Source organism: Pseudoalteromonas sp. 2CM37A, assembly GCF_023161885.1.
GTDB classification, from domain to species: Bacteria; Pseudomonadota; Gammaproteobacteria; order Enterobacterales; family Alteromonadaceae; genus Pseudoalteromonas; species Pseudoalteromonas atlantica.
Window position 1 is genome coordinate 112452 of the sequence record NZ_JALNTJ010000004.1, and the last position, 23352, is coordinate 135803.

Here is a 23352-nt window from a genome sequence, read left to right on the forward strand (position 1 = left end):
TTCCAAAAATAATTAAAAATTATAATAACGTTACTTAATTATTTAAGTTTCATACTCTTAAATATAAATTACTCGTTTACTGCGTAAGCGTTTCACTGTTTTGGATCAGCAATAACAGCTCGGCAGTGGCGGTAGCATCGGCCAATGCGCGGTGATGGCTGGTTAAATTTAAATTAAAATGCGCGCTAAGGTTACCAAGCGAATACGACTTTAGCCCTTTAAACGCTCTGCGCGATTCGACCACGGTGCACATTTTTGGCATTTTAAAAAAGTGCCCTGCAACCTCGCATTCTTTTTTTATAAAACCGTAATCAAAGTTTACGTTATGGGCTACAAAAATACTGCCTGCGAGTTTATCTAGTAGTGGCTGTGCTATATCGGCAAATACAGGCGCGTTGTAAACCATGCCATCGCTTATGCCGGTCAATTTAGTAATAAAGCTTGGGATATGGCGCTGCGGATTAATAAGTGTCGTCCAGGTATCAATTACTTTACCGTGCTGCACTTTAACAATGCCAATTTCGGTAATGCGGTTACCGCCTTTTAAGCCACCCGTGGTTTCTATATCAATCACGCTGTAAATACGGTTAGGGTCTACAAACCACTTAACTGCAGCAATATGTACTGTAAAGCCTACATTTTTTAAATTATCAATAGTGGTAAGTTGGTTGCGCCTAAGCTTATCGCCTGGGGCTTTTACCTCTTCAAAATGTACTTGGCCATTATTAATAACCATTAAGTCGGGGTAGCCGTCTTTTAGCTGTAAATAGTGTTTGCTCATAGCCGTTAAGTGCGCAATTAACGCTTCAAGCGGGCTGTTTAAAATAAGTGCCTCTAGTGGCTCTAATAAATTGCTGCGCCATCTAAATAAACCATTGGGCTGCTCAAAATACTGCGCGGCATGTTTACATACCAAATTAAGCAGCGCCTGATTAGTGCTACAGCTTTTTAAACGTGCGTCAATTTGCGTGCTTTGTGCTTCATAAAAATTACCAAGCTGTAAAACTTGCGGGTAAATATCAAATTCATTACACGGCGGGTATGGCGACTCAATAAATAACTCGTGCCAAAATACTAAGCCAAACAAGCTTTGCCATAAGGTGTTTTCGGTATTAAAAACCGTTAACCCTTTTGCACTGTAATACTCATTTACGCCTTGCTCTACATCGCCTCGGTAAATTTCGTCAATTTCAAGTACACATTGGGTGTCGGCCAGCATAGTACTTAAGCGCGAACGCGTTTGTTTATTAAACTTACGCATTAAAAAGTCATCAGCAAAGTACAGTAAATCGTCGGTGAGCGGGTTTTCTATAATTTGCTCTAGCTGCGCTTTAACCCACGCTTTATTACCTAGGCGGTATTGCTCTCTTATTTGAATTTCTTGGGCTTCGGCGTAATCGGTGCAGCCTTCAAGTAAGCTAAAAGCAAGTTCGCTATCGGTATTTTTAAGTTGTTTATACAGCCTAACCAGCAGTTTGTTTTTAATGTCGTGCGCTTGTGCGCCGTGCGCCGGTTGCGCCAATACTAAATACGCAAGCTCGGTGTAAGGGGCTTTGTCATCAAAGGTTTCATCTTTTGTATTACCGGCTGTTTTGCCAATGTTTTTAAACGCTAAACGGTAACGATTTAAAACGTAATTAGATTGCGCCTCAGCGAGTGTATTAAAGCGCGATAAGCTCTCGCTGTGCCCTTCGCGGGTAGCGGTTAACCCTAAATCGCGCATAACAAAGCGGTTTTGATGGTTTACATCGCCACTACTTAAGCGCCCTGCAAATAAAAACTCAAAATACTCGTAATAAACTTCACGGTTATTTATCACATATTGGCTATATAAAGGGGCTAAATCATCTGCGCGATCACTAAAAAACTGACATGCAATAGTGACCAACTCCCCTTTAGCTGCGCTTTTCTTAAAGCTTACTTGCTCACTGTAATTACTGAGTAACTCCACCAACATGGGCTTGGTTAAATGCGCAATAAGCTGCTTGTAATGCTGTGCGTTTGGCTCATATAAAATACCCGCTGTTTTTAGCGTATAAATAGCCTGATGCGGCGAAGTTATTTCTTCATAATTAAGCGATTGCGCCTGCACTAAATAAGGCTTGCGCGAATACACACGCGCCAACATGCATTGGCTTTGCTCATCTAGCTGGTTAATTTTACTAATAAATTCACTATGTTTAGGCTCAAGTAAATGCATACATTTACTTGTTACAAACTCAATAAGCTCTCTAAAATGCGCTAAATAGTATTTTGCTGGTAATTCTTTTTTCATAACATCGCCACAACTGTATATAAAAACAGTATCTAGCATTTGTGCTTATTATTCAATCTTAAACTTGTAACTAAAACACGCTATAGTGAGCGTATAAAAGTAAATTTATTAAAAATAAAGGACTTACCATGAGCGCGCACCCATACGATGTTTTATCACTCAATAACGGCGCAAATATTATTTTTACGCCTTGCCCTGGTACAAAAACGCAAAACCTAGCGGATTCAATCGCTACATTAAAAGCGGCTGGCACTCACATGCTGTTATCGCTTATGCCGCAAAAGGAGCTTGAAAAAAACAACGTAGAAACAATTAATAATGAGTGCAAAAAGCACGATATAACCTGGTTTCATTTACCAATAAATGACGACGAAGCACCCAAACAGCCTTTTACATCAAGCTGGAACACCCACAAAACAGATATACTACAAGCCATACAGCAAAAACAAACCATTGCCATACATTGCAAAGGCGGCACTGGCCGCACAGGGTTGGTTGCTGCGCTTATTTTAAATTCGGCAGGTTACACAAAAGAAGAGGTATACAGCTTAGTACAAGGTATTCGCCCTAAAGCACTCACTATAGAATTGCAAAAAGAATACTTTAATAACTTTGAGGTGTGAGGGAGAAACGGGGGAATATGTTAACGCTCATTCTTAGTTACCCTTGGTAAGCTTAGCCACTTATTAGCGGTAACTAATCGTAATTATGTAAACCAAAAAAACACCAAATAGGAATGAGCCAAAACCTGCAGGCCTAAATGTACTTTTAAATTTTTGAGCAAACCACACAGCAATTAAGAACACCTCGCTCTCCTAAAAACTAATGCCTGCATAAGGCAATACAGTCGGACTTGACTAAAGTTAGCTAAAGAGTAGTGAAACCAAGTACTTTACGCCTCTTAATACTGTTGCTATTAGACTCGCAAGCTCATGTAGTAGAAACGATCATCTTTTCTATCGACTGCAAATCCAATACGGCTATATAACTTAAATGCTGGGCTACGCTGAAATACTTTGAGGTCTATGAATTTGACGCTGTGTTGTCGAGCTATATCAACTACTTTAGCAATAACGTGAGCACCATAACCTTTGTTTTGATAAGTAGCTGCAATCTGAATATCGCGAAGTTGACAACGCCCTTCATCAAACGATAAGCGCACGACACCTATGTGTTGCTCCTTACACAAAATATCAAAATTTTTAAGGTTTTTGGTAGCTTGATAAACGTCTTCTACATCCCAATCTACCGCATACATTTCGTAATAGGGTTTCATATTGTTAAACGTAAACTGTGCGGCAGTCTTTAGGTCTTCAGTAGCAACAATCTCTAGCATCCATCTAGCCTCAAAAAAGAATTAATACTCAATAAACTAATTAGCCACTTTAATTGAATAAGCTAAACTGTGCTATAAATTACGCGTGCTAATTGGTTAATTAGTTTTAACCAGCTTTCAGGGGACATATTCAACTTTTAACTTAAAAGAATACTTTGAAAGTTTTAGCAGTTAATAAAAAGCTAACGTAAAACAGCAAAGCTACTAATAGTTAAACGCCCATTAATTGGATCGCGTGCATAATCGTTAGCCGCATTTATATTACCAGAGTGCAATAAGTTGCTTGGGTATATAACAACCCGATTTAACTTTGCTTCTACACTGTAAACTTGCTCAAACAAAGCTGTACTGCCATTTATATAATGTGGGTTTTTGTGAAGCTTTTGCGCCATGGCTTGCTGCTTAATAGTTTGCCTATATGGCATAAGTCGCTCTTTTGTTATGCGTTCATACCCTAGGGCTCTATGCTTATAAAATGAAGTGCCACCATGCGTTTCATCACATAAAAAGTGCACCATAGCAAGTTGATTCATATTAGGTGCATCAAAATGAGGGAGCATTTGTATTGGCCTTAGCTCATCAGGTTCAGTGCATGCAATTGAAAAAGCAGAAAGTATTACATCAAACTCGCTTTTATCTGTCATATCAAAGTGTGAATTAATAATTGGCGCAAGGTCTTTTAACCGCTCGATATAACTAAGCGGTGCTGCTTTTCTTACTCCTGGATAAAAATCACTTTCTTGTGCGCAAAATGTTTCTCTGGCGTTTTGAGAAAACACAGCAAAATTAATAAGTTCATCTACATTATTTACAAAATCATCAATAACAATAATTGGGGTTTGCTCCTCCCCAACAGTGTGTATCTGTAACACCATATTTTTATTAAGTGTAAAATCAATCATCGGCTAAATTAAGCACCGCATTTTTACGCTCAATCAATGAGTATATTTGGCCAAGTGAGGTTATAACAGTATAAATAGCGGGTAATAAAGCGCGTTGATGTAAAAGCGTAATTTGATCACTATCAAGTTGTGCGAGTCTTTCTTGATTAATAGTGTATAAGCCGTTTAACTTTGTTTTTTGACTGTTCTGAAACGTTACCTCAAGCGATAATGGCTGCAGTAGCTCATGCTGTAACAAGGTATCTATTAACTTTTTATTGTCTATTTCGCCTTGTAGTAAATGCCCTAAACACTGCTTTATTTTTTTAAAATAACCACTTTCTTCTGCGTTTTGGGTATAAATTGGTTCTAAATCATTCTGGCTTTGCGCTTGGTTATTAATGACTGCTGGGCTATTTAAATTAATACACACAGGGTATTGAGTTTGCTTTGCATGAGTATCACCAACAAAAAATGGCTGACGCTGTAACTGAAGCGGTAAATATACTCCCTGCCACTGCGAGTGCTGATAAAACAAGTTCTCATGTTGCTCAAAGCCTAATAAAGCATTGAGTGTAAACTCCCCTGTTTCTGAGTTTTTTGCAAAAACTATAGGCTGCTGAACGGCAATTTGATTAAGTTCTGCCATAACAACAGGGATCATATTAATGTTTTCAGCGTGTGATTGTGCTTTTTGTGTGTCTATTTTTATATGCTGATGAGCACTTTGCTCTAATGCGACTAAATTTTCCATGCGTGTCTCTTTATTGTTTTTATGTGTAAATTTTTAAGCTAAATAGTGCTAAAGCCATGACTCTTAATTTTATTTAACAATTCTCGGTTACTAGGTAAGTTAGTGACTGCTTGGTTTATCATGCTTTTATTTTTATCAAACTGACTTTTAGCAAAATCAGTGTCTTTAAGCATATAGGAAGTTGTGCTGTAGTCACTTTTAAAGCCCATACCATATAAAACATATTGATAACTCGCCGCTGGAAACACCTCATTGTTACTTGTAAAGTCGTGGTCAGCAGGGGCGCGGTATTGCCATAATTTCATTAGATCTTGTAGGCTTTGAGGAATCGTTTTTAGGTCTCTGTTATCACGCCAAAATGCGTTATCGTCACGGGTTGATAAAATATAGTGTAACTTTAAAAAGTCGATTATTTTTTCCCACCTGTAGCTAAACGTCTCATTAAAGCGCTTGGCGGTAATATCCATAATATCGCGGGTGTGGGGGAGTTGTTCGCTTATCATTTGCGCTGACATTTCTACTAATACCAATGCAGAAGCTTCAAGCGGTTCCAAAAAGCCAGCCGAAAGCCCTACCGCAACACAGTTGTTCTGCCAAAAGTGTGAGCGATGGCCACTTTTAATAGGGATTTTTCTAATTGTTAACGACTCTATTTTATCGCCAACATACTCTTTAAGCTTTTCTCGTGCTTGTGCTTCGCTACTGTATTTACTCGAGTACACATAACCTACCCCACGGCGGTGTTGTAACCCTATATCCCATATCCAGCCTGCTTCTTGCGCTGTTGAAATTGTGTGAGACGCAATGCTCTCATCTTCATTCTCATAGGGGACTTGCACTGCTAAGGCGGTATCGATAAACAGCACATCATCGCAAGGCATAAAAGGAACCTTATAATGCTCGCCTAATAACAATGATGAAAAACCGGTACAATCGACAAATAAATCACCGCTAATTTCACCTTGTTGCTTTGTGGTAACACTTGCAATATCGCCATTTTTAGCACTATTGACCTGTGTTACATCAGCTAAAAAATGTTTAACGCCAAGCTCCTGCGTACAATGTTTTTGTAAAAAAACGGCAAATTTCGCCGAGTCTAAGTGGTAGGCATAATTGGCTAAGGCAGCATATTCTGGGGTGCGAATTGTTTTAGGAGCAAGCCCTTGCTCACAAATAGCTTCTTGGTAACATACTGCATTAGAAAAAGACGTTGACTCAGCGGTATTATTTAACCAATGCCCTGCCATATCTGTTTTTGAAAAGCCCTGTGGCAAAACTAATGGGTGATAATAAAAATCATCATTGCTGCCATCCACCCATTTGGCAAATTTTGCACCTTGTTTAAAGCTTGCTTCGCACTCACGTATAAAGTCGGTTTCGCTAATACCAAGTGCTATTAATGTACTACGCATGGTAGGCCAAGTGCCTTCACCAACACCTATAATTGGTACATTTGGAGATTCAACTAGCACAACATTAAGGCCATCGGGGGTATTACTTTTATGGTGCGCCGCTAATCGTCCGGCTGTTAGCCAGCCCGCTATACCACCACCAACGACAACCACTGTTTTTATTTTTTTATTTTGCTGGTTCATACTTGTTACCTATAAAGGCATATTTAAAAAGTGGCTAATACTAAATGTAAAAGCCACTTTATTAATTAAAGTTAAAAACTACCGCGAATACCTAACGCAAAACGTCGTCCGCTATCTTCAACCAATAATAATTGATTAGAAAAACGACCACGCTTGTGCACATATTCTTCGGTTAAGTTAATACCTTCAAAAAATACCGACACATTTTCGGTAATGTCATAGCTGCCGCTAGCATCAAGTTGTGCGTAATCTTCCACAATTGTCACACCATCACCATTTAGCTGTGTAAGTGACTGTACGAAGCTATCGCGCCAGTTATAGGCTAAACGCGCTTGAAATGGTCCATTCTCATAAAAGCCAACCACATTATAAGAGTCGCTTAAGCCTGTTAATGCAAATACTTGAGTTATATCTGCAGGGTCTAGCTCTGCATCACTGTCTACAAATGTTGCATTAACCATAAAGCCAAAGCCACTGTCAAAACTATGCTGTAAGGCTATTTCCCAGCCATCAACAATCGCCGATTCGCTATTATTTGGTAAGGTGTTTGTAAATACAGCCGTTGAGTCGGCTGCATCAGGGTTATCTACATCGTTACCTGTTGAAGGGTCAGTCAACAATCCGCCACCAGACAATTCAAAGGTTAAATCTTCAGTGGTATTGATAATGAAGTTAGCAACATTCTTTCTAAAGTAACCAGCGGATAAATAACTGGCATCAGCGTAATACCACTCTAATGATAAATCTAAGTTATCAGAGGTAAACGGTTCAAGTTCAGGGTTACCAGAGCTTGATGTTAAATTGCCCCCCTGCCGAGTTGTTTCGATTACAGTTACAGGCGACATACTATCGAGTGTTGGTCGTGTAATTGTTTGTGATACAGCAGCACGTGCTATTAGCTCATCACTTATTTCAAGCTTTACACTAAAGTTAGGTAAAATCGCTTCGTAATCTGAACTTGCTGAAATATTTTCTACGGCGCCAAAGTTAGCAAGCATTTCCGTTTTATCTAAGATCGTTAATGCACTAACTGGCTCGTCTGTGCCTTTTACTTCTACATCGGTGCTTTCGTATCTAAAGCCGGCTGTTGCGTATAAAGGCATGCCTGCAAGTTCAGCTTCAAAATCAAATTCTGTATAAAACGAGAAAGTATCTTCAGTTATCTCAAACGACTTATTACGCTTAACTGCATCAAAACTAATAGGCTGACCATTCGCTGCAGCTATTTGCTCAAGGTACGCAAAGTTTGCCTCACCATCATGTGCAAGCCATGACGTTGGCATACGACCGCTGCCGCTCACATCAGATAAAAAGTCATCTCCTGCGTCAAATACAAATTGCGCTAAGCCATCCATACTTGGGTCATCTGGGTAACCACAAAAAGTACAGTGAATACCAACACCTTCGTTATCCCAACGATCAAGATTTTTTGTTTCAGTTGAATACATAGCACCAAAATTGACCGAGACTAGGCCTGATGTACCATCGTTATGCCAAATGCTATCCCAACGAAACTGATCCACGGTATCTTCTACAGCCCAACCACGGCGTAGCATTACATGTGCTCGGCTATTGGCTGTATCTAAATGGTTTGATACGCCATCAGGTGTAACTGCAGGGTTATAAGCAACACCGTCCAGCTCTTGCTGGCCGCTATAAATGTTAGGGTTAGCAGAGGCAAACTCACTTGCATAAGGTAAAATACCGCCATCCACTTCAAATCGAACTCGGTTAGCATAGCCAATCAACGATAACTGATCCCCGCCACCATTATTAGCCTCACGCTCAGCTTTTGAGTGGCTTAAATCAAACTTCATATTTAAGTTATCGTTTACATGCCAATCAAAGTTTAAACCTAATGCGCTAGAGTTAGTTAAACGATCAAACTTTTTAGCGTGCATATCGGTGGCAAGGCCTACCTCTTGATATAAATCAACCACAGTGCCATTTTCATCAACAGTTGGCCCTGCAGCGCCGCCAAAGCCTTCTAAGTTTGGCGCTGTAAACCAATGCCCATAAGACGTTGTGTCTGCTTCTACATCAAAATCAGAATAGAGCGCATCAGCAGTGATAACTAAATCATCTGAAGGTGCGTACTGTATTACTAAGTTTGCATTGGTACGTGTACGTGTTTCTGTTGTTACTTTATGATCGTAATTACGCGGCGAAAAAATATTACCGGTGTATGCTTGCCCGCTTTGAGTTTGCGGGTTTGGGACGCCCACGTTTTCTAACCAGCCGTCTACCTGCGCCTGGTTTAAGCGTGTTTCGCGCTCTTGGCGAGAAACAGCGAACAACACACCCAATGTGTCATCATTAAATGTATTACTAATTAATCCAGAAATTTCAGGTGTGGTTTCTTCGCTATTTTCATCGTAAATACCCTTAACGCTACCTGCCACTTTAAAACCGCTAATCGCAAATGGTCGCGCTGTATTTACATTTACTGTTGAGCCAATACCACCAGATTGCATAGTGGCTGTTGAGGTTTTAAATACATCTAAGCTTTTAACTAGCTCTGATGCAATAGTATCAAAGCTAAAAGCACGGCTTTGATTTTCAGAGGCCATTTGGCGACCATTTACAAGCACAGTATTAAACTGCGGGCCAAAACCACGCACCGTAATAAGCTGCCCTTCACCGCCTGAACGGTCTATTGAAACCCCCGTAATTCGCTGTAAAGACTCAGCTAAATTTGTGTCAGGGAATTTACCAATATCTTCTGCTGAAATGGAGTCGACCACGCCGCCCGCTTCTCTTTTGGCATCCATAGCTCGGCCAAGCGAGCCTCTGATCCCGCGTACTTCAATTATTTCTGGTTCTTGTGCTGCTGTCTCTGCCACTGCAGGGAGCGTTGCCATTGTGCTTAGTACAGCTAGTACAGCACTGGACACGCCATTTTTTTTATAGTTAGCCATGTTGTCAGTTCTCTCGAAACTTGGGTCTATTAAAATAGATATTTGCCCATCTTCGCTAACATGCGGTTGCAACCCTGTGCCATCGAGTAAAATCTGTAATGCGTTTATTATTGAATACTCGCCAGCAATAGTATTTGTTTGTAACTGCTGAATTTTATCCAGCGGAAAAAGCAAAGTAATATCGGCTTGCTCGGCAAAATTTATTAGCGATAAATCGGCCCTTTGTCTTGGAATATTAAACACAGCTTTATCGTTTACAGCGCTCGCTTTTACCTCGGTGGTGAGTAAGCTAAAAACCAGCGCATAAAGCGGTAAACAAAGCGGCAAATGTAAATATTCCTTGTGTATAGTTTTTGGCCATACACAGAACAAAGACGAGTGACTTTTTATTTTCCTCCATAAATTTTTTTTATTTTTTTTTAATAAATTATTTTTTTGACTAGCCATGCTAATTTTTTTTATGCCTTTATTATTTTTATTGTTTGCGCTTTTAACTGTATTTTTAAACAATTAAAAATACAGTCCACATTGCAGTTTTTTACTTATTAATTAAAAAGTTAAAGTTTCTAAAGTACAGAGTCAGTACCTAGTAAGGTATTTATAATGGCAAAAACTGTAGTACACTTCGCCTTTACATTACAAGCTTTATGCCCTTTGCGGTTAGTGAACATTAAATTTAAAAATAAAAAAACTTATTTATTTTTTAAATTTAATGGCGGATTTTTTCTTACCATTCGTCTTAGTTTGTATTGGCAAAACAATAACAATAATTGCCGTAAACACACACACGAGACACACACTAAATGACGAAAGACACACTTTTTTATAAGGTCTATTTGGCCTCGCGCAAAAGTCTCTCAAATGTAGTTGCACGTATAGTGCCGCCACATGAAATTGAAGATATAGTGCAAGAAACTTATGTGCGAATTTGTCAGATTAAAAACACTGAAAACATAAGCTCACCAAAATCTTTTATTTATAAAACGGCGCGAAATTTAGCGCTCGATTACCAAAAGCAAGCCAATATACGCCTAGTCGATGGGATCGACAACATGGAAGCGTTAGAGCAACTCTTAGCGGAACACCAGCAAGACGAAATGTACGAAAAAGCACTCACCGATAGTGAATTTTCTAATTTTTGTGAAGCCATACGGCTTTTACCTGTGCAGTGCCGTAAAGTGTTTGTATTAAAAAAAGTGTATGGTTATTCGCAGCGAGAAATTGCTGCTCAATTAAACCTTAGTGAAAGTACCGTGGAAAAACATATAGCAACAGGCATGAAACGTTGTACGCAATTTATGCGTCAATCTACAAAAAGTGTTTATGGGCAACCAAATACTTCTTCGCAGCTAAATGCAGGAGGGAGGAATGAGTAATGTTCATCATATAAACGAGCGAAACACTAGCGACGATGCGCGCCTTGATAAAGCAAGTGAGTGGCTGGCTAAACTTGATCGTGGACTGTCTAAGCTCGAAGAACAAGCGTTAAAGCAATGGTTGTCACAATCTTATAAAAATGTAGAGGTGTTACTTGAAGTAGCACAGCTGTGGGACAAAATGGACGACCTCAGCCGCTTGTCAGATCTGTTTCCACAAACACCAGTAAAACAAAAACGCCTCCCTGTGTGGTTAGGTGCAACAGCTGCATCTATTTTATTAGCTGTTGCACTTAGCTTTTTTCAAGAAGCGTTTAACTTTTCATTTTTTTACCCGGTTAATCAATCAGCTGTGGTTGCTAAACAGCTTAATTTTCAAACCGACGTAGGTGAAAGTAAGGACATACTGCTTTCTGATAAAAGTAAAATCACCTTAAACACAAATAGCTTTGTTCAAGTGAGGTATACCCAACACGCTCGCGTAATAAATTTACTGCGTGGCGAAATTCATATAGACGTAGCTCACGATAAAATGCGCCCTTTAAGTGTTATCGCTGGTGATAAAGTTATTCAGGCTGTTGGTACTGCATTTAATGTAGAAGTAGGTCAAAAGCAAATAGAACTGATTGTGACAGATGGCAAAGTCCTTGTTGCAGAGCAAAGTACCAAACCGTTACCAAATCTTTCCCAAGGGACTAATAAACAAGGTCAGTATTTATCAAATAGTTCAACTTCGGTGTCAAAGGGAGAAAAACTTGATTTAAGCTTCAAAGGCAAAATTGCTAAAGCGGTCGAAAAAGTTGATCCTATGGATGTGGCCGCTAGATTATCGTGGCGTAAAGGTAGCTTAATATTTAGAGGTGAATCACTTGCTGAAGCCATGGCTGAAATCAGCCGCTATACCAATATAGATTTCGAGCTTTCAGAGGATGACCGTCTCAAAAAAGTACAAGTAGCTGGCATGTTCAAAACGGGCGATATTAAAGGACTGCTAGAAGTATTAAACAATAATTTTAATATTGATTATGAAAGAGTTAGCCCAGATAAAATTCGTTTAAAATACGCAGCACCACACGTCTCAATATAGTAAAGTACACAATAATAAAAACCAGGACACACAATTATGACATCACCTCTCTCGCCGAGCAGTAATAGCTCGGCGCACACATTGGGCACATGCTCTCTTATTTACGTAATTTTTATCTCTGCCGTGGCTGCTATTGGTGGCTTTTTATTTGGTTTTGACTCGGGTGTTATTAACGGCACGGTGTCGGCACTCGGTAATGCGTTTGATTCAAGCAGTGTGGCTACGGGGTTTAATGTTGCCTCGGTATTATTAGGGTGCGCCGTGGGGGCACTTGCTGCGGGGCCGCTGGCTGATAAGTTTGGCCGCCGCGCAATTATGATCATCACCGCGATTATTTTTGCCATTAGTGCGTTTGGCTCAGGCATTAGCGAAAGCTCGGCCGAGTTTATTTTTTACCGCTTATTTGGTGGCTTAGGTATTGGTGCTGCATCGGTATTGGCGCCAGCTTATATTGCAGAGGTTGCGCCACCTGCCCTTCGTGGTCGTTTAGCTACATTACAACAACTCGCTATTGTATTGGGTTTATTTGCTGCATTTTTAAGTAACTATTTAATTGCTGATGCAGCAGGTAGTGCGCAAAATATTTTAATGCTTGATATAGCTGCTTGGCGCTGGATGTTTTGGGCTGAGCTTGTGCCTGCAATACTATTTTTAGTGGGTGTGTTGTTTATTCCTGAGTCGCCTCGTTATTTAGTGGCGCAAGGTAAAGTGGACGATGCAAAAACAGTATTTAGTAAAATTTCGAACGACAACGTTGCTGCGCAAATAAGCGATGTTAAAAGCTCCTTACGTAGCGATAAAAAGCCAAGTATTCGCGATTTATTCATTGATGGCAGTAAAAAAGTACACCCGATTGTATGGGCGGGTGTTGCGCTGAGTGTGTTTCAGCAATTTGTGGGTATTAACGTGGTGTTTTATTACGGCTCTGAGCTTTGGCAAGCTGCTGGGTTTGATGAGTCGCAATCGTTATTTATAAATGTATTAGCGGGTACGACTAATATTGTATCGACCTTTATTGCTATTGCCCTTGTTGACAAAATTGGCCGTAAACCACTGCTATTAGTAGGCAGTATTGGTATGTTTATCAGCTTAAGCGCGCTTACTTATATATTTGGCAGTGCGGGCCTTGATGAAGCAGGCAAGCTTGCACTTAGCGATAACATGGGTACGTTCGCGCTTATTATGGCTAACTTATTTGTGGTATTTTTTGGTTTAAGTTGGGGCCCCGTTGTGTGGGTGTTATTAGGCGAAATGTTTAATAACCGTATTCGTGGGGCAGCGCTTGCTGTTGCTGCAAGCGCGCAGTGGATTGCTAACTTTGCCATTACCATGACCTTCCCTATTATGCTGGCTAACATTGGCCTTGCAGGTGCGTACGGCTTTTATGCTTTATCTGCACTTATTAGCATATTTTTTGTGGCCAAATACATTACAGAAACCCGTGGTAAAACACTTGAGTCTATGTAATTAGCCCTGAAAGCGGTGAACCCATTTCACCGCTTTGTGTTTTTTAGGTAAGTGATTGATTTAATAGCAGTATTAAACCATCTAATAATTACTGCGCTAAACATTGGCTTACCTCTCGCGTTCAGTATTCCTTTTTACTATAAGTAATCGATTTAAATTCCTTTTTTGAATATAGAAAATTAGCTATTGTCCGCGTTTTCCCACTACGTATGTCTACCAAAATGAAAAATAAGTTAGTATCTGGTTTGGCCCTAACCCTCACTTTAGGTTCGTTTAACGCATTTGCTACCAATGGGTATTTTACTCATGGTTATGGCATGACCCACAAAGGCATGGCGGGTGCGGGTGTTGCGCTATCTGAAGAGTTAATGTCTGGCGCTAATAACCCTGCTACCTTTTTAGCTAATGGCACGCAATTATCTGTGGGCTTGGAGCTTTTTTCGCCTGATCGAAAATACTCAGCATCCGATGTAGATACCTTTTACCCTGACGCATTCTACCTGCAAGCAAAAACCCAAAAAAGTGATAACACTTTATTTGCTATTCCTGAATTTGCTATTGGCCACCAGCTTAATGACAAAGTAAGTATTGGCTTATTAGTTTATGGTAATGGCGGTATGAACACCGACTACAGCGCCGATTCAGAGCCTGAAGGCACATTTTATGCTGGCACTACGGGTGTTGATTTAAAGCAAATGTTTATTAGCCCAACAATAAGCTACAAACTTAACGAGCAAATACGCCTTGGTGTATCACCAATTTATGCAGTGCAGCAGTTTAAAGCTACAGGCCTAGGAAACTTTGCGCCTTTTTCGCAATCGCCCCAAGCCCTTACCAATAATGGTACCGACACCAGCACAGGCTTAGGTATTCAATTAGGTATTAGCCAAGATATAAACTCGTCATTAAGCTGGGGAGCAAGTTACCGCTCATCAGTATCTATGCAAGAGTTTGATAGCTATAAAGGTTTGTTTGCTGAGCAAGGTGGATTTGATTTACCTAGTTCGCTTCAAATTGGCGCAGCTTATAAAATTACGCCAAACAACCAGCTTGTATTTGATTGGCAAAAAATTAATTACAGTGAAGTAAACAGCATTGCTAACCCGATTGATAATTTAATGTCGGCTCCACTAGGTGCCGATGCAGGCGCAGGTTTTGGTTGGGACGATATGACCATTTATAAACTTGGCTATCAGTGGCAGCGTACAGCAAAACAAAAAATTCGCTTTGGTATTTCGTATACAGAGCAACCTATTCCTTCATCAAACGTTTTACTTAATATTTTAGCGCCAGGTGTACAAGAATGGCATTTTACTACGGGGTTTAGCCATTCTATTAGTAACACGGTACAATTAAATGCAATGGCTTTTTACTCGCCAGCTAAAAAAGTATCGGGTGCTAACTACTTAGCGCCAAACCAACAAGTATCAATTGAAATGGAGCAATCAGGCCTAGGTGTGTCGGTTGTTTGGGGAATATAAAATGGTTACAGAGTTTACACCAATAGCGGCAGCTATAGGGGGTGCTTTAATAGGAATAGCGTGCGCACTATTACTGGTTTTATACGGAAAAATAGCCGGTATATCAAGCATTGTTAAATCTGTTTTTAATAAGCAAACGGCTGAGTCGCGTTGGAAATTATACTTTATTGCAGGGCTATTATTAGCCGGTATTGCGGTGCGTATATTTGCGCCGTCTTTATTAGAAGGTGAGCTGAGCTTATCGCCTGTGCTTATAGTGATAGCTGGGCTACTTGTCGGTATGGGCACCTCATTAGCTAATGGCTGTACAAGTGGCCATGGCGTATGTGGTATGTCGCGTTTTTCTACCCGTTCGTGGGTTTCGACATGTACATTTATGGCCGTGGCTATAATAACAGCAAACCTAGTAGGGTAAAAAAAATGACAGCAGTAATTCATGTTATTTTAGGATTTATATTTGGTTTAGGGCTTATCATTAGTGGTATGACAAACCCCGACAAAGTACTTAACTTTTTAAATTTTCAAAACCAATGGGATGGCAGTTTAATTATTGTAATGGCTGTGGCTATGGGAATAATGATGCTGGCGTGGTTTTGGGTTGCCAAAAAAGATAAACCACTGCTTGGTGAAACGTTTACTTTAAGTGATGTTAAAAACATTAGCCCTCGGCTAATCACTGGCTCTGTACTGTTTGGTTTAGGCTGGGGATTAAGCGGCATATGCCCAGGCCCTGGCCTTGTGCAACTTACTTCACTTAAAATGGAATTTTGGTTATTTTTTGCAGCCGTACTTGGCGGTATGTGGATAGCTAAAAAAGTATAAATTTAACCTCGGAAGATATACGGCCTTAGTCCTTCATTTAAACTGGCAGGTATTAGCTTGCCAGTTTAACGCTATTTAAATAGCCTCAACTTACTTGCCTTGGCTAACTATTCATATAGGTACATAACTTGCTGCTTACTCTTTTAAGTTTATAAAAGAGAGGTAAGTAATGTCTGCTACTACTTTTTACAACCTAACAGAGCAACCTTGGGTTGTTATTGCTATTTGTTTAGTTTCTATAACTATAGCTTTGTTTTGCATCCGCTTTTTTATAATGTACTGGCTTAAAAAGTGGACCTCTCACACTAAATTTATATTCGATAGCTTACTTATCGCCTCTATCTCTAAACCGCTCACCCTTTGCACAATTATTGTGCTACTCACCATTATAGAGCAAGGGTTGTTAATACAAGGCGAGCCGGTTGCGAGCTATATTTCGTTTTCGACCATTAATATTATTTTGGGCTTAGTGGCTATTATTTTATTTTTTGACCGCTTTTTTGTGGGCACCATTAATTACTACAGCAAAGAGTCGGCGGTAATTTTTAATTCGCAAAGTATTATTAAAGGCATTATTAGGGTAAGCGTTTTATCGGTCGGGGCTTTAGTGCTGTTAGGCACCTTGGGTATTTCTATTACGCCTATAATTGCCTCGTTAGGTATTACGTCATTAGCGGTGGCACTTGCCCTGCAGCCCACCCTTGAAAACTTTTTTTCGGGCGTACAACTTGTTATAGATAAACCCATACGGGTGGGGGATTTTATTGAGCTTGAGTCAAAGGAGCAAGGCTTTGTAGAGAAAATTGGTTGGCGCTCTACATGGGTTAAAATGCTGCCAAATAATATGATTATTATTCCTAATAGTCAGCTTTCTAAATCGCGTATTATTAATTACTTTTATCCCGAAAAAGAACTGAGTGTACCTGTTGATGTAAGCGTTCACTACAGCTCAGACTTAGATTTTGTAGAGCAAGTAACGCTTGAAGTTGCGCGCCAAGTACTAATTGACCATGAGTGGGGGGTTGATGATTACAATACCTTTGTGGTGTATCACACCTTTGATAACTCAAGCATTAATTTTACCGTAATGCTGCGCGCAAAAGAGTACTTTAATCGGTTTTGGGTTAAATCTGCTTTTATTAAAGCGCTACATAAACGCTATAACCAAGAAGGTATTGTGATCCCCTTCCCTATTACAGCTATTAACACAGCGCAAGAAGCCGCTAATTTTAATAGCGATAAAAATTAAGCGCGAGATAAGCTCGCGCTTAAATTGCTTTAAAATTTATAGGTTACTTGGCCTACTATTTCTCGTGGGCTGCCCGGGAAGTGACCGTTACGCTCACTAAAGCCACTTACTGCGTATTCTTTATCAAATATATTATTAATATTTACGCTTAATAACACATCGTCAAAGCGCGTAGTCCAGCTCATATCAAATACAGTAAAGGGTTTAACTTTTTGGCCATCTTGGCTTATTTGCTCGCTTACGTAATTTGCGCCAAATGCTATAGACGAGTCGATGCTATCAAGCGCAAAACGCGACCATAAACCTGCTTGGTGGCGCGGCGCATTAGCAAAGCGAGAGCCATCACCGTAGGTGCTTGAAATAGTATCACCGGTCACACCTTCAATAACTAGTGTATCGTTGTAGGCGTAGTTAGCGGTTAGCGTCCAGTGCTCGGTTAAATCGCCCACCAGCGTTGTTTCAAATCCGCGGCTTTCTACCTCACCAATATTTAAAAGTGCTGCAATGCCGTCACCCGCGCCCGTGTCGTCGGGGTTACTCATTACTACGTTTTCTTTATTAATTTGGTAAATAGCAAAGGTGCTCATAATTTTGCCATCTAGCCATTGGTTTTTCATACCAATTTCGGTTTGTTTACCGGTTTCTGGGGTTAAGTTGCCCTCGCCTTCTACATCTTCTTGGTCACCCGATGATGCTGGATTAAAGCTTTCTGAGTAATTTATGTATAACGAGGTATTTTCAACAGGTTGGTATGTAACGGCCACGCGCGGTGTTACATCGTTATCTGAGTAACTGTAACCGGTTTCTTTATTTAGCTCTTTAAAATAGTCGTAACGCAGGCCGGCAATCACGGTCCATTGCTCGTTAATGCTTACAACATCTTGTACGTATAGTCCAAAACGGTCGGTTTCAACACCATCGCGGTTCATGTCGGTAAGGTTATAAGTACTTGGGTCGGTTTCGCCGTAATTTAAGTCAAATATGTTTAAGTTAGCCACGCCGTCCGCTTCATAACGGGCGCGTAAGTAATCGTACTCGGTATCAACTATGTGGTAGTCGCCACCAAATAATACTTGGTGTGCTAATTGGCCTTGCTCAAAGCTATAAACAAAGTCGGTGGTTAAACTTGTTTCTTCGTTGGCGCGGTATTGCTTTCGGTATTCGCGTTTAATGGTTTCGTCATCAATGTTTGCTTCACCATCGCCGTTTACATCTACCCAGCTTTGCGACTCATGGTAGGCTTGGTCGCGTTCGTTATCCATGTAACGCAGTGTGCTACTTACAGAAAAATCATCATTAAAGTAATGCTTTAACTCGGCTTGCAGCACTAACGCTTCCATGTCTTGGTAGTCAAATGCTTCATTTGCGTTGTAACTAGGGTCAACTAAAAAGTTGCCGTTGTCATCTACCGGTACACCACGTAAGCGGTTACCGCCTAAGTCTTGCTTAATGTAATCAACAGTGGTGGTTAGTGTGGTTGAATCGGTTAAATCAAATAATAAACCAGCGGTAAACTCACTGTTTTTTGAATCTGCATTATTACGAAAGCTGTCTTGCTCTTCGTAATAACCACCTACTCTGTATGCCATGGTGTCGGTTAAACCGCCGGTCATATCAAGTGAGGCACCATGTGTGTTGTAATTACCAAGCGTTAGTTTTAGCTCTTTACTTTGCGTATAACTTGGCTTTTTAGTCACGTAGTTGATCATACCGCCTGGCTCACCACCACCATATAACGCAGAGGCTGGGCCTTTTAATACTTCTACACGCGCTACATTAAATAATTGCGGTACACCAAAGCCCGAGTAAGGGTCGCCGCGTACGCCATCGTAAAATACATTGGCATCGTCTCTAAATCCACGAAAAGTAACACCCGAATAACTGTACTCACTTACCCCGGCTATTGAGCGGTATAAATCGGTAATATCGCGCGCGGCTTGGTCAATAATAAGCTGCTCGGTTAATACCTGCGCAGATTGCGGTAATTTAATAAGATCTAAATCCGTTTTAGTCCCAATTTTACTTTCGGTTTCTAGGTAAAACTGCTGAGCGCGGCCTGTTACTTCTATTGTTTCAATTTCGTTATTTTGCTCGGCAAATGCCACATTAGAAAAAGCAGAAAAAGACGCAGCAATACTAAGCGCCAAGTATTTTTGGTTAAACATGTTGATCCTGAAAAGAGGTGTATAAAACGCCGCGAATGATAACGACTATCATTACTATATGCAATGCAAATAATTTCATATTCATCCTTATTTTTCGAATTAATCGCAACTAAAATAGGTACTTAAAGACGTTTATGCTCACGTTTTATACTTATTCCCTTTGCGTAGTGTTGAACCAAATAAAGAACTCAGATAGTGTGTATTTTTCATACGCTTTATAATAGCAATTCGCATTAATACTTAATCATTTTGTGGGGCTAAACGTGTCGCTACTTGCGTTAAAAAATGCTCATTTACGACTGCATGGATGCAGAAGGTAGCGCAATACAGGAGCAATTGCCGAGAACGACTAAATAGCGAATTTTTTGCCTAGCTATAAACACGTTTTTCCAGCCTCAAAATAAACCGCTTAATTAAGCGAATTGGTATCAGCCTTTTTATGAGGAGCAAACCATGTTAAACCGACTATTTTTAGGGGTTATTTTACTCTCGGCCACGGCCGTGGCGAGTGCGAATGACAGCTTAGTACGTTTTCAAAGTAATTATTCTGTTCAAGAAACGGCTAACCGTTTTGAAAAAATAGCCAGTAACAAAGGGATAACCATTTTTGCGCGGGTAGATCATCAAAAAAACGCTCAAAATGTTGATATGGAATTGGCCCCAAGTGAAGTGATTATTTTTGGTAATCCAAAGGTAGGCACACCGTTAATGCAGTGTCAGCAAAGTGTGGCGATAGACTTACCGCAAAAAGTACATATATCTCAAGACAACAATGGCCAAGTTTGGCTTACCTACAACAGCCCCACTTATTTGCAAGAACGCCACAATATAAAAGGCTGCGAAGAAGTACTTAATAAAATAGCTGTGGTGCTTAATAAGCTTTCTATGGCAACAGTGGCCAAATAATTAAAGTTATACCAAACCGCAATAATACTTAATTAAGCGAATTGGTATTAATATTAAATAACTGAAAGACAAGCAATAAAAAACCCGTTAGCTAACGGGTTTTTTTATAAAGTTATTAACACTTTTTTACGCGTGTATTAAAACTCAATAGCCAAAAGCTCTACTTCAAAAATAAGCAGCGATGCAGGTGGAATACTGCCCACTCGCTTTTCGCCATAGGCTAATTGGTGCGGTACATAAAATATGTATTTATCGCCTGGGCTCATAAGTTGTAAGCCTTCGGTCCAGCCTTTAATAACTTGATTTAAACCAAAGCTTATTGGCGTTTTACGCTCTACTGAGCTGTCAAATACGGTGCCATCTATTAACGTGCCGTGGTAATGCACGTTTACTTTACTAGTAGGGTTAGGTGTATTTTCGCTTTCACCTTTGTGCAGCACTTTGTACTGTAAGCCTGAGGCGGTTTCTATTACGCCCTCTACTTTTGCGTTAGCGACAAGGTAGTCGGCTTCAATTTGCGCGTTAATGCCAGCTTGTTGCTTTGCTTTTTTACTATTTTGAAAAATTAAAAAACAAAATATAGCGATGATCACCGCTAAAATTATATTGATCATTTAGTGTTTTTCCTCATCTTCTTCGGCTTCTTTATCTTCTTCGCTATCGCCATTAACTATGTCGGCTATGTCTTTTAAGCGTGCTAAAGCAATACCGTTAACAGAATCCTCTGGGTATTCGCCGTCAATAATATCGCCGGCATCAATATCCATTAATAAGTTAAGTGCTTGGTCTACAGTTTCTACTGCGTAAATATTAAATTTACCGCGCTCAACCGCTTCAAGTATTTCATCATCAAGTACTAAGTTAACTTGGTTAGATTTAGGAATAATAACGCCCTGCTCGCCTGTTAAGCCGCGCATTTTACACAGCTTAAAAAAGCCTTCTATTTTTTCGTTTACACCGCCAATGGCTTGCACATCACCGTGTTGGTTAATAGAGCCAGTAAGGGCAATAGACTGGCTAATAGGCAAACTGGTAATAGCCGATATAAGCGCACATAACTCAGCAAGTGAGGCGCTATCGCCATCTATATACCCGTAGCTTTGCTCTATAGCTATGTTAGCACTTAGCGTTAAGCTAAAGTGCTGGGCGTATTTGTTGCCTAAATAACCGGTAAGTAGCATTACACCTTTTGAGTGAATTGCTTTACCTAGTTCGGCTTCACGCTCAACATCTATTACACCATCGGCGCCGGCATATACGGTGGCGGTTATGCGTGCGGGTGTACCAAACGACGTATCGCCAATGTGCAGCACTGTTAAGCCGTTTACTTTACCAATGGCTTGACCTTGTGTGGCTATAAGTGTGTGGCCTTCTTTTATATCGCTTAGCATGTTTTCGCTTATTTGGCCGGTGCGGTACTGCTTACCTTCAATGGCTTCATCAATATGATGCGCATCAATCAGTGTTTGCTTATCTTGCTTGGCGTAAAAGCTGGCCTCAGCCACCAGTTCAAGCACATCGGCAAAGCGCGCCGATAATTTATTATGGTGCTCTGCTTGGCGGTAGCTAAATTTAAGTAACCGCACCATGGCGGCCTCTGTGGTAGTGCACTTTAACGTTTGTTGGCAGTACTCACTCACTTTAGTAATAAATTGGTACTGAAGCTTATCGCTACTTGGTAAATAGTAATCAAAGTCGGCAAGTACTCTAAACAGCTCTGCAAATTCTTCATCGTACTCACCTATGGTGTAATACAAATCGCGCGAGCCTAATAAAATAATTTTTACATCAAGAGGAATTAATTGCGGGCGCAGTGTAAAACTGCTGCCTACTGAGCTGTCTTGATACGGTAGGTCGTTTTTAATTTGGTGCGTTTTAAGCGAAAGCTTTAAACCATCCCACACTTGCGGGTTGGCCATTACTTTTTCGGCATCCATAATTAAGTAACCGCCATTTGCACGGTGCAATGCACCAGGCTGTATAGAGCGGTAACTGGTTATAAGCGAGCCTTGCGATGTTGAATACTCAATTTTGCCAAATATATTGCCAAAGGTTGGGTTTGGCTCATACACCACAGGTGCGGCATCGTCTTCTTTAAATTCAACTAAAATGTTAGGCGCAAAAAAGTCGGTAAGCATGCCTTTACGGTCAAAGTCTTCTTTGCTTTCTTCGCTTTCATCTTCATCGTCTAGCCACTCAAGTACTGCATCAATTATTTCTACGCGAATGTCTTTTAAGTAGCGTAGCACTCCAATATGTGCAGCGTATTTATGCTCTAAGTCTTTTAATAGCGGCTTTGTAGCTTGCTCGGCTGTGGCCTTTTTTAGATTACGCTGTTTTTCTTTTGATTCGCGTTTCCAGCGTGGCAGCTCAATCAGCGCTTCAATTAAGGCATCTTCTAGTTTTTCTATTTTTTCAAAAAACTCATCACGAAGCTCTTCATCTAGGGCGGCAAATTCGTTATCGCTTAACTGCCTGCCTTCAACTAAAGGCGCAAAACCTACGGCGTTTTTCTCTTCTATTAGCGCTACGCTTTGCTCAAGCGCCATTTCTTCTACTGCGGTAATAGCGCTGTCGTAAGCGTCGTTAAATTCGCTCTCGATTGACTTTTTTTTGCGTTGATAAGCTGGGTTATCAAAAGCTGCCGGAAATGTGTCGAGTACTTCATCTAAAAATGAGTCTATATCGTCACTTAATTGCTTGCTTTGCCCTGCTTGCATAAATAGCGCAATTGGCTCGCGGTGGTCGTCGTAATTATTAACATACAACCACTCGTTAGGTGTGGGGCGATCTTTTGCGTGTTGTTTAAGTTTGTCTTTTACGAGTGTAAATCGGCCATGCGCGGCCTCACCCATTACATAAACATTGTAGCCTGGCAGCTCCATCCCAAGTGAAAAGTCGAGGGCACTTTGGGCACGTTGTTGGCCTATAAAGGTAAGTTGCTCTGGGTATGGATTGCTCATACACGTGCTAACGTGATTAGTAGAAATGCTCGGTGCGAGCTGTGAAACAGATAATGGCAGCAGTTTTTTCGTCATTC

General features: G+C 40.5%; 18 protein-coding genes. 9 read left to right on the forward strand and 9 right to left on the reverse strand.

Going from position 1 to position 23352, the window contains the following annotated elements:
- Positions 1-76: 76 nt before the first annotated feature.
- Entirely contained in the window at positions 77-2314 is a 2238-nt protein-coding gene (locus tag MTF68_RS10595; protein WP_248462466.1) for an exonuclease domain-containing protein, read from the reverse strand.
- 89 nt (positions 2315-2403) lie between these two features.
- On the opposite strand from MTF68_RS10595, the gene MTF68_RS10600 reads away from it, so the two are divergent.
- Positions 2404-2898: a dual specificity protein phosphatase family protein gene (locus tag MTF68_RS10600; RefSeq protein ID WP_248462468.1), complete on the forward strand. Its 495-nt coding sequence runs from the start codon at positions 2404-2406 to the stop codon at positions 2896-2898.
- A 293-nt stretch (positions 2899-3191) separates the two neighbouring features.
- On the opposite strand, the gene MTF68_RS10605 is transcribed toward MTF68_RS10600, so the two are convergent.
- The 5 genes from MTF68_RS10605 to MTF68_RS10625 all read right to left on the reverse strand — a co-directional run bounded on the left by MTF68_RS10605 (position 3192) and on the right by MTF68_RS10625 (position 10206).
- Entirely contained in the window at positions 3192-3611 is a 420-nt protein-coding gene (locus tag MTF68_RS10605; RefSeq protein WP_248462470.1) for a GNAT family N-acetyltransferase, read from the reverse strand.
- A 182-nt stretch (positions 3612-3793) separates the two neighbouring features.
- Entirely contained in the window at positions 3794-4513 is a 720-nt protein-coding gene (locus MTF68_RS10610; protein WP_248462471.1) for a DUF6445 family protein, read from the reverse strand.
- Positions 4506-5246: a SapC family protein gene (locus tag MTF68_RS10615; RefSeq protein WP_248462472.1), complete on the reverse strand. Its 741-nt coding sequence runs from the start codon at positions 5244-5246 to the stop codon at positions 4506-4508. The genes MTF68_RS10610 and MTF68_RS10615 overlap by 8 nt, the downstream gene beginning before the upstream one ends.
- A gap of 38 nt (positions 5247-5284) precedes the next feature.
- Positions 5285-6841: a tryptophan halogenase family protein gene (locus MTF68_RS10620; protein ID WP_248462473.1), complete on the reverse strand. Its 1557-nt coding sequence runs from the start codon at positions 6839-6841 to the stop codon at positions 5285-5287.
- A gap of 71 nt (positions 6842-6912) precedes the next feature.
- Positions 6913-10206 carry a TonB-dependent receptor gene (locus tag MTF68_RS10625; protein WP_248462474.1) on the reverse strand — a complete coding sequence of 1098 codons (3294 nt, stop codon included), beginning with the start codon at positions 10204-10206 and terminating at the stop codon, positions 6913-6915.
- A gap of 356 nt (positions 10207-10562) precedes the next feature.
- Here MTF68_RS10625 and MTF68_RS10630 point away from each other — a divergent pair, with 356 nt between their 5' ends.
- The 7 genes from MTF68_RS10630 (at position 10563) to MTF68_RS10660 (ending at position 17241) form a co-directional block, all read left to right on the forward strand.
- Positions 10563-11135 (forward strand): RNA polymerase sigma factor, encoded by a 573-nt coding sequence (locus MTF68_RS10630; protein ID WP_024033745.1) that lies wholly within the window; start codon positions 10563-10565, stop codon positions 11133-11135.
- Positions 11128-12222 carry a FecR domain-containing protein gene (locus tag MTF68_RS10635; RefSeq protein ID WP_248462475.1) on the forward strand — a complete coding sequence of 365 codons (1095 nt, stop codon included), beginning with the start codon at positions 11128-11130 and terminating at the stop codon, positions 12220-12222. The genes MTF68_RS10630 and MTF68_RS10635 overlap by 8 nt, the downstream gene beginning before the upstream one ends.
- Positions 12223-12258: 36 nt before the next feature.
- Positions 12259-13689 (forward strand): sugar porter family MFS transporter, encoded by a 1431-nt coding sequence (locus tag MTF68_RS10640; RefSeq protein WP_248462476.1) that lies wholly within the window; start codon positions 12259-12261, stop codon positions 13687-13689.
- A gap of 221 nt (positions 13690-13910) precedes the next feature.
- Positions 13911-15170, forward strand: coding sequence for an outer membrane protein transport protein (locus MTF68_RS10645; RefSeq protein WP_024033748.1), 1260 nt, complete (start codon positions 13911-13913; stop codon positions 15168-15170).
- 1 nt (position 15171) lies between these two features.
- Positions 15172-15585 carry a YeeE/YedE thiosulfate transporter family protein gene (locus tag MTF68_RS10650; RefSeq protein WP_064386769.1) on the forward strand — a complete coding sequence of 138 codons (414 nt, stop codon included), beginning with the start codon at positions 15172-15174 and terminating at the stop codon, positions 15583-15585.
- A 5-nt stretch (positions 15586-15590) separates the two neighbouring features.
- Positions 15591-15992 (forward strand): DUF6691 family protein, encoded by a 402-nt coding sequence (locus MTF68_RS10655; protein WP_029772173.1) that lies wholly within the window; start codon positions 15591-15593, stop codon positions 15990-15992.
- Positions 15993-16161: 169 nt separating this feature from the next.
- Positions 16162-17241 (forward strand): mechanosensitive ion channel family protein, encoded by a 1080-nt coding sequence (locus MTF68_RS10660; RefSeq protein ID WP_248462477.1) that lies wholly within the window; start codon positions 16162-16164, stop codon positions 17239-17241.
- Positions 17242-17270: 29 nt separating this feature from the next.
- Here MTF68_RS10660 and MTF68_RS10665 read toward each other — a convergent pair whose 3' ends face one another.
- Positions 17271-19406, reverse strand: a complete 2136-nt coding sequence (locus tag MTF68_RS10665) for a TonB-dependent siderophore receptor (RefSeq protein WP_248462478.1) — start codon at positions 19404-19406, stop codon at positions 17271-17273.
- Between the two features lie 453 nt (positions 19407-19859).
- On the opposite strand from MTF68_RS10665, the gene MTF68_RS10670 reads away from it, so the two are divergent.
- On the forward strand, positions 19860-20312 hold the full coding sequence (locus MTF68_RS10670) for a DUF302 domain-containing protein (RefSeq protein WP_248462480.1): 453 nt from the start codon (positions 19860-19862) through the stop codon (positions 20310-20312).
- 137 nt (positions 20313-20449) lie between these two features.
- Here the strand turns inward: MTF68_RS10670 and MTF68_RS10675 are convergent, their stop codons facing one another.
- Both MTF68_RS10675 and MTF68_RS10680 read right to left on the reverse strand, forming a co-directional pair.
- Entirely contained in the window at positions 20450-20926 is a 477-nt protein-coding gene (locus tag MTF68_RS10675; protein WP_248462481.1) for an FKBP-type peptidyl-prolyl cis-trans isomerase, read from the reverse strand.
- A complete protein-coding gene (locus MTF68_RS10680; protein ID WP_248462482.1) occupies positions 20927-23350 on the reverse strand; it encodes an ATP-binding protein in 2424 nt (807 codons plus the stop codon). It abuts the gene before it with no gap.
- Positions 23351-23352: the final 2 nt, after the last annotated feature.

Bases quoted from the DNA above. Each gene is read 5' to 3' on its own strand.
- MTF68_RS10660 (WP_248462477.1), top strand. From the start codon at position 16,162: ATGTCTGCTACTACTTTTTACAACCTAACAGAGCAACCTTGGGTTGTT.
- MTF68_RS10625 (WP_248462474.1), bottom strand. From the start codon at position 10,206: ATGGCTAGTCAAAAAAATAATTTATTAAAAAAAAATAAAAAAAATTTA.
- MTF68_RS10650 (WP_064386769.1), top strand. From the start codon at position 15,172: ATGGTTACAGAGTTTACACCAATAGCGGCAGCTATAGGGGGTGCTTTA.
- MTF68_RS10615 (WP_248462472.1), bottom strand. From the start codon at position 5,246: ATGGAAAATTTAGTCGCATTAGAGCAAAGTGCTCATCAGCATATAAAA.
- MTF68_RS10595 (WP_248462466.1), bottom strand. From the start codon at position 2,314: ATGCTAGATACTGTTTTTATATACAGTTGTGGCGATGTTATGAAAAAA.
- MTF68_RS10645 (WP_024033748.1), top strand. From the start codon at position 13,911: ATGAAAAATAAGTTAGTATCTGGTTTGGCCCTAACCCTCACTTTAGGT.
- MTF68_RS10630 (WP_024033745.1), top strand. From the start codon at position 10,563: ATGACGAAAGACACACTTTTTTATAAGGTCTATTTGGCCTCGCGCAAA.
- MTF68_RS10610 (WP_248462471.1), bottom strand. From the start codon at position 4,513: ATGATTGATTTTACACTTAATAAAAATATGGTGTTACAGATACACACT.
- MTF68_RS10675 (WP_248462481.1), bottom strand. From the start codon at position 20,926: ATGATCAATATAATTTTAGCGGTGATCATCGCTATATTTTGTTTTTTA.
- MTF68_RS10665 (WP_248462478.1), bottom strand. From the start codon at position 19,406: ATGTTTAACCAAAAATACTTGGCGCTTAGTATTGCTGCGTCTTTTTCT.
- MTF68_RS10680 (WP_248462482.1), bottom strand. From the start codon at position 23,350: ATGACGAAAAAACTGCTGCCATTATCTGTTTCACAGCTCGCACCGAGC.
- MTF68_RS10655 (WP_029772173.1), top strand. From the start codon at position 15,591: ATGACAGCAGTAATTCATGTTATTTTAGGATTTATATTTGGTTTAGGG.
- MTF68_RS10635 (WP_248462475.1), top strand. From the start codon at position 11,128: ATGAGTAATGTTCATCATATAAACGAGCGAAACACTAGCGACGATGCG.
- MTF68_RS10600 (WP_248462468.1), top strand. From the start codon at position 2,404: ATGAGCGCGCACCCATACGATGTTTTATCACTCAATAACGGCGCAAAT.
- MTF68_RS10640 (WP_248462476.1), top strand. From the start codon at position 12,259: ATGACATCACCTCTCTCGCCGAGCAGTAATAGCTCGGCGCACACATTG.
- MTF68_RS10605 (WP_248462470.1), bottom strand. From the start codon at position 3,611: ATGCTAGAGATTGTTGCTACTGAAGACCTAAAGACTGCCGCACAGTTT.
- MTF68_RS10620 (WP_248462473.1), bottom strand. From the start codon at position 6,841: ATGAACCAGCAAAATAAAAAAATAAAAACAGTGGTTGTCGTTGGTGGT.
- MTF68_RS10670 (WP_248462480.1), top strand. From the start codon at position 19,860: ATGTTAAACCGACTATTTTTAGGGGTTATTTTACTCTCGGCCACGGCC.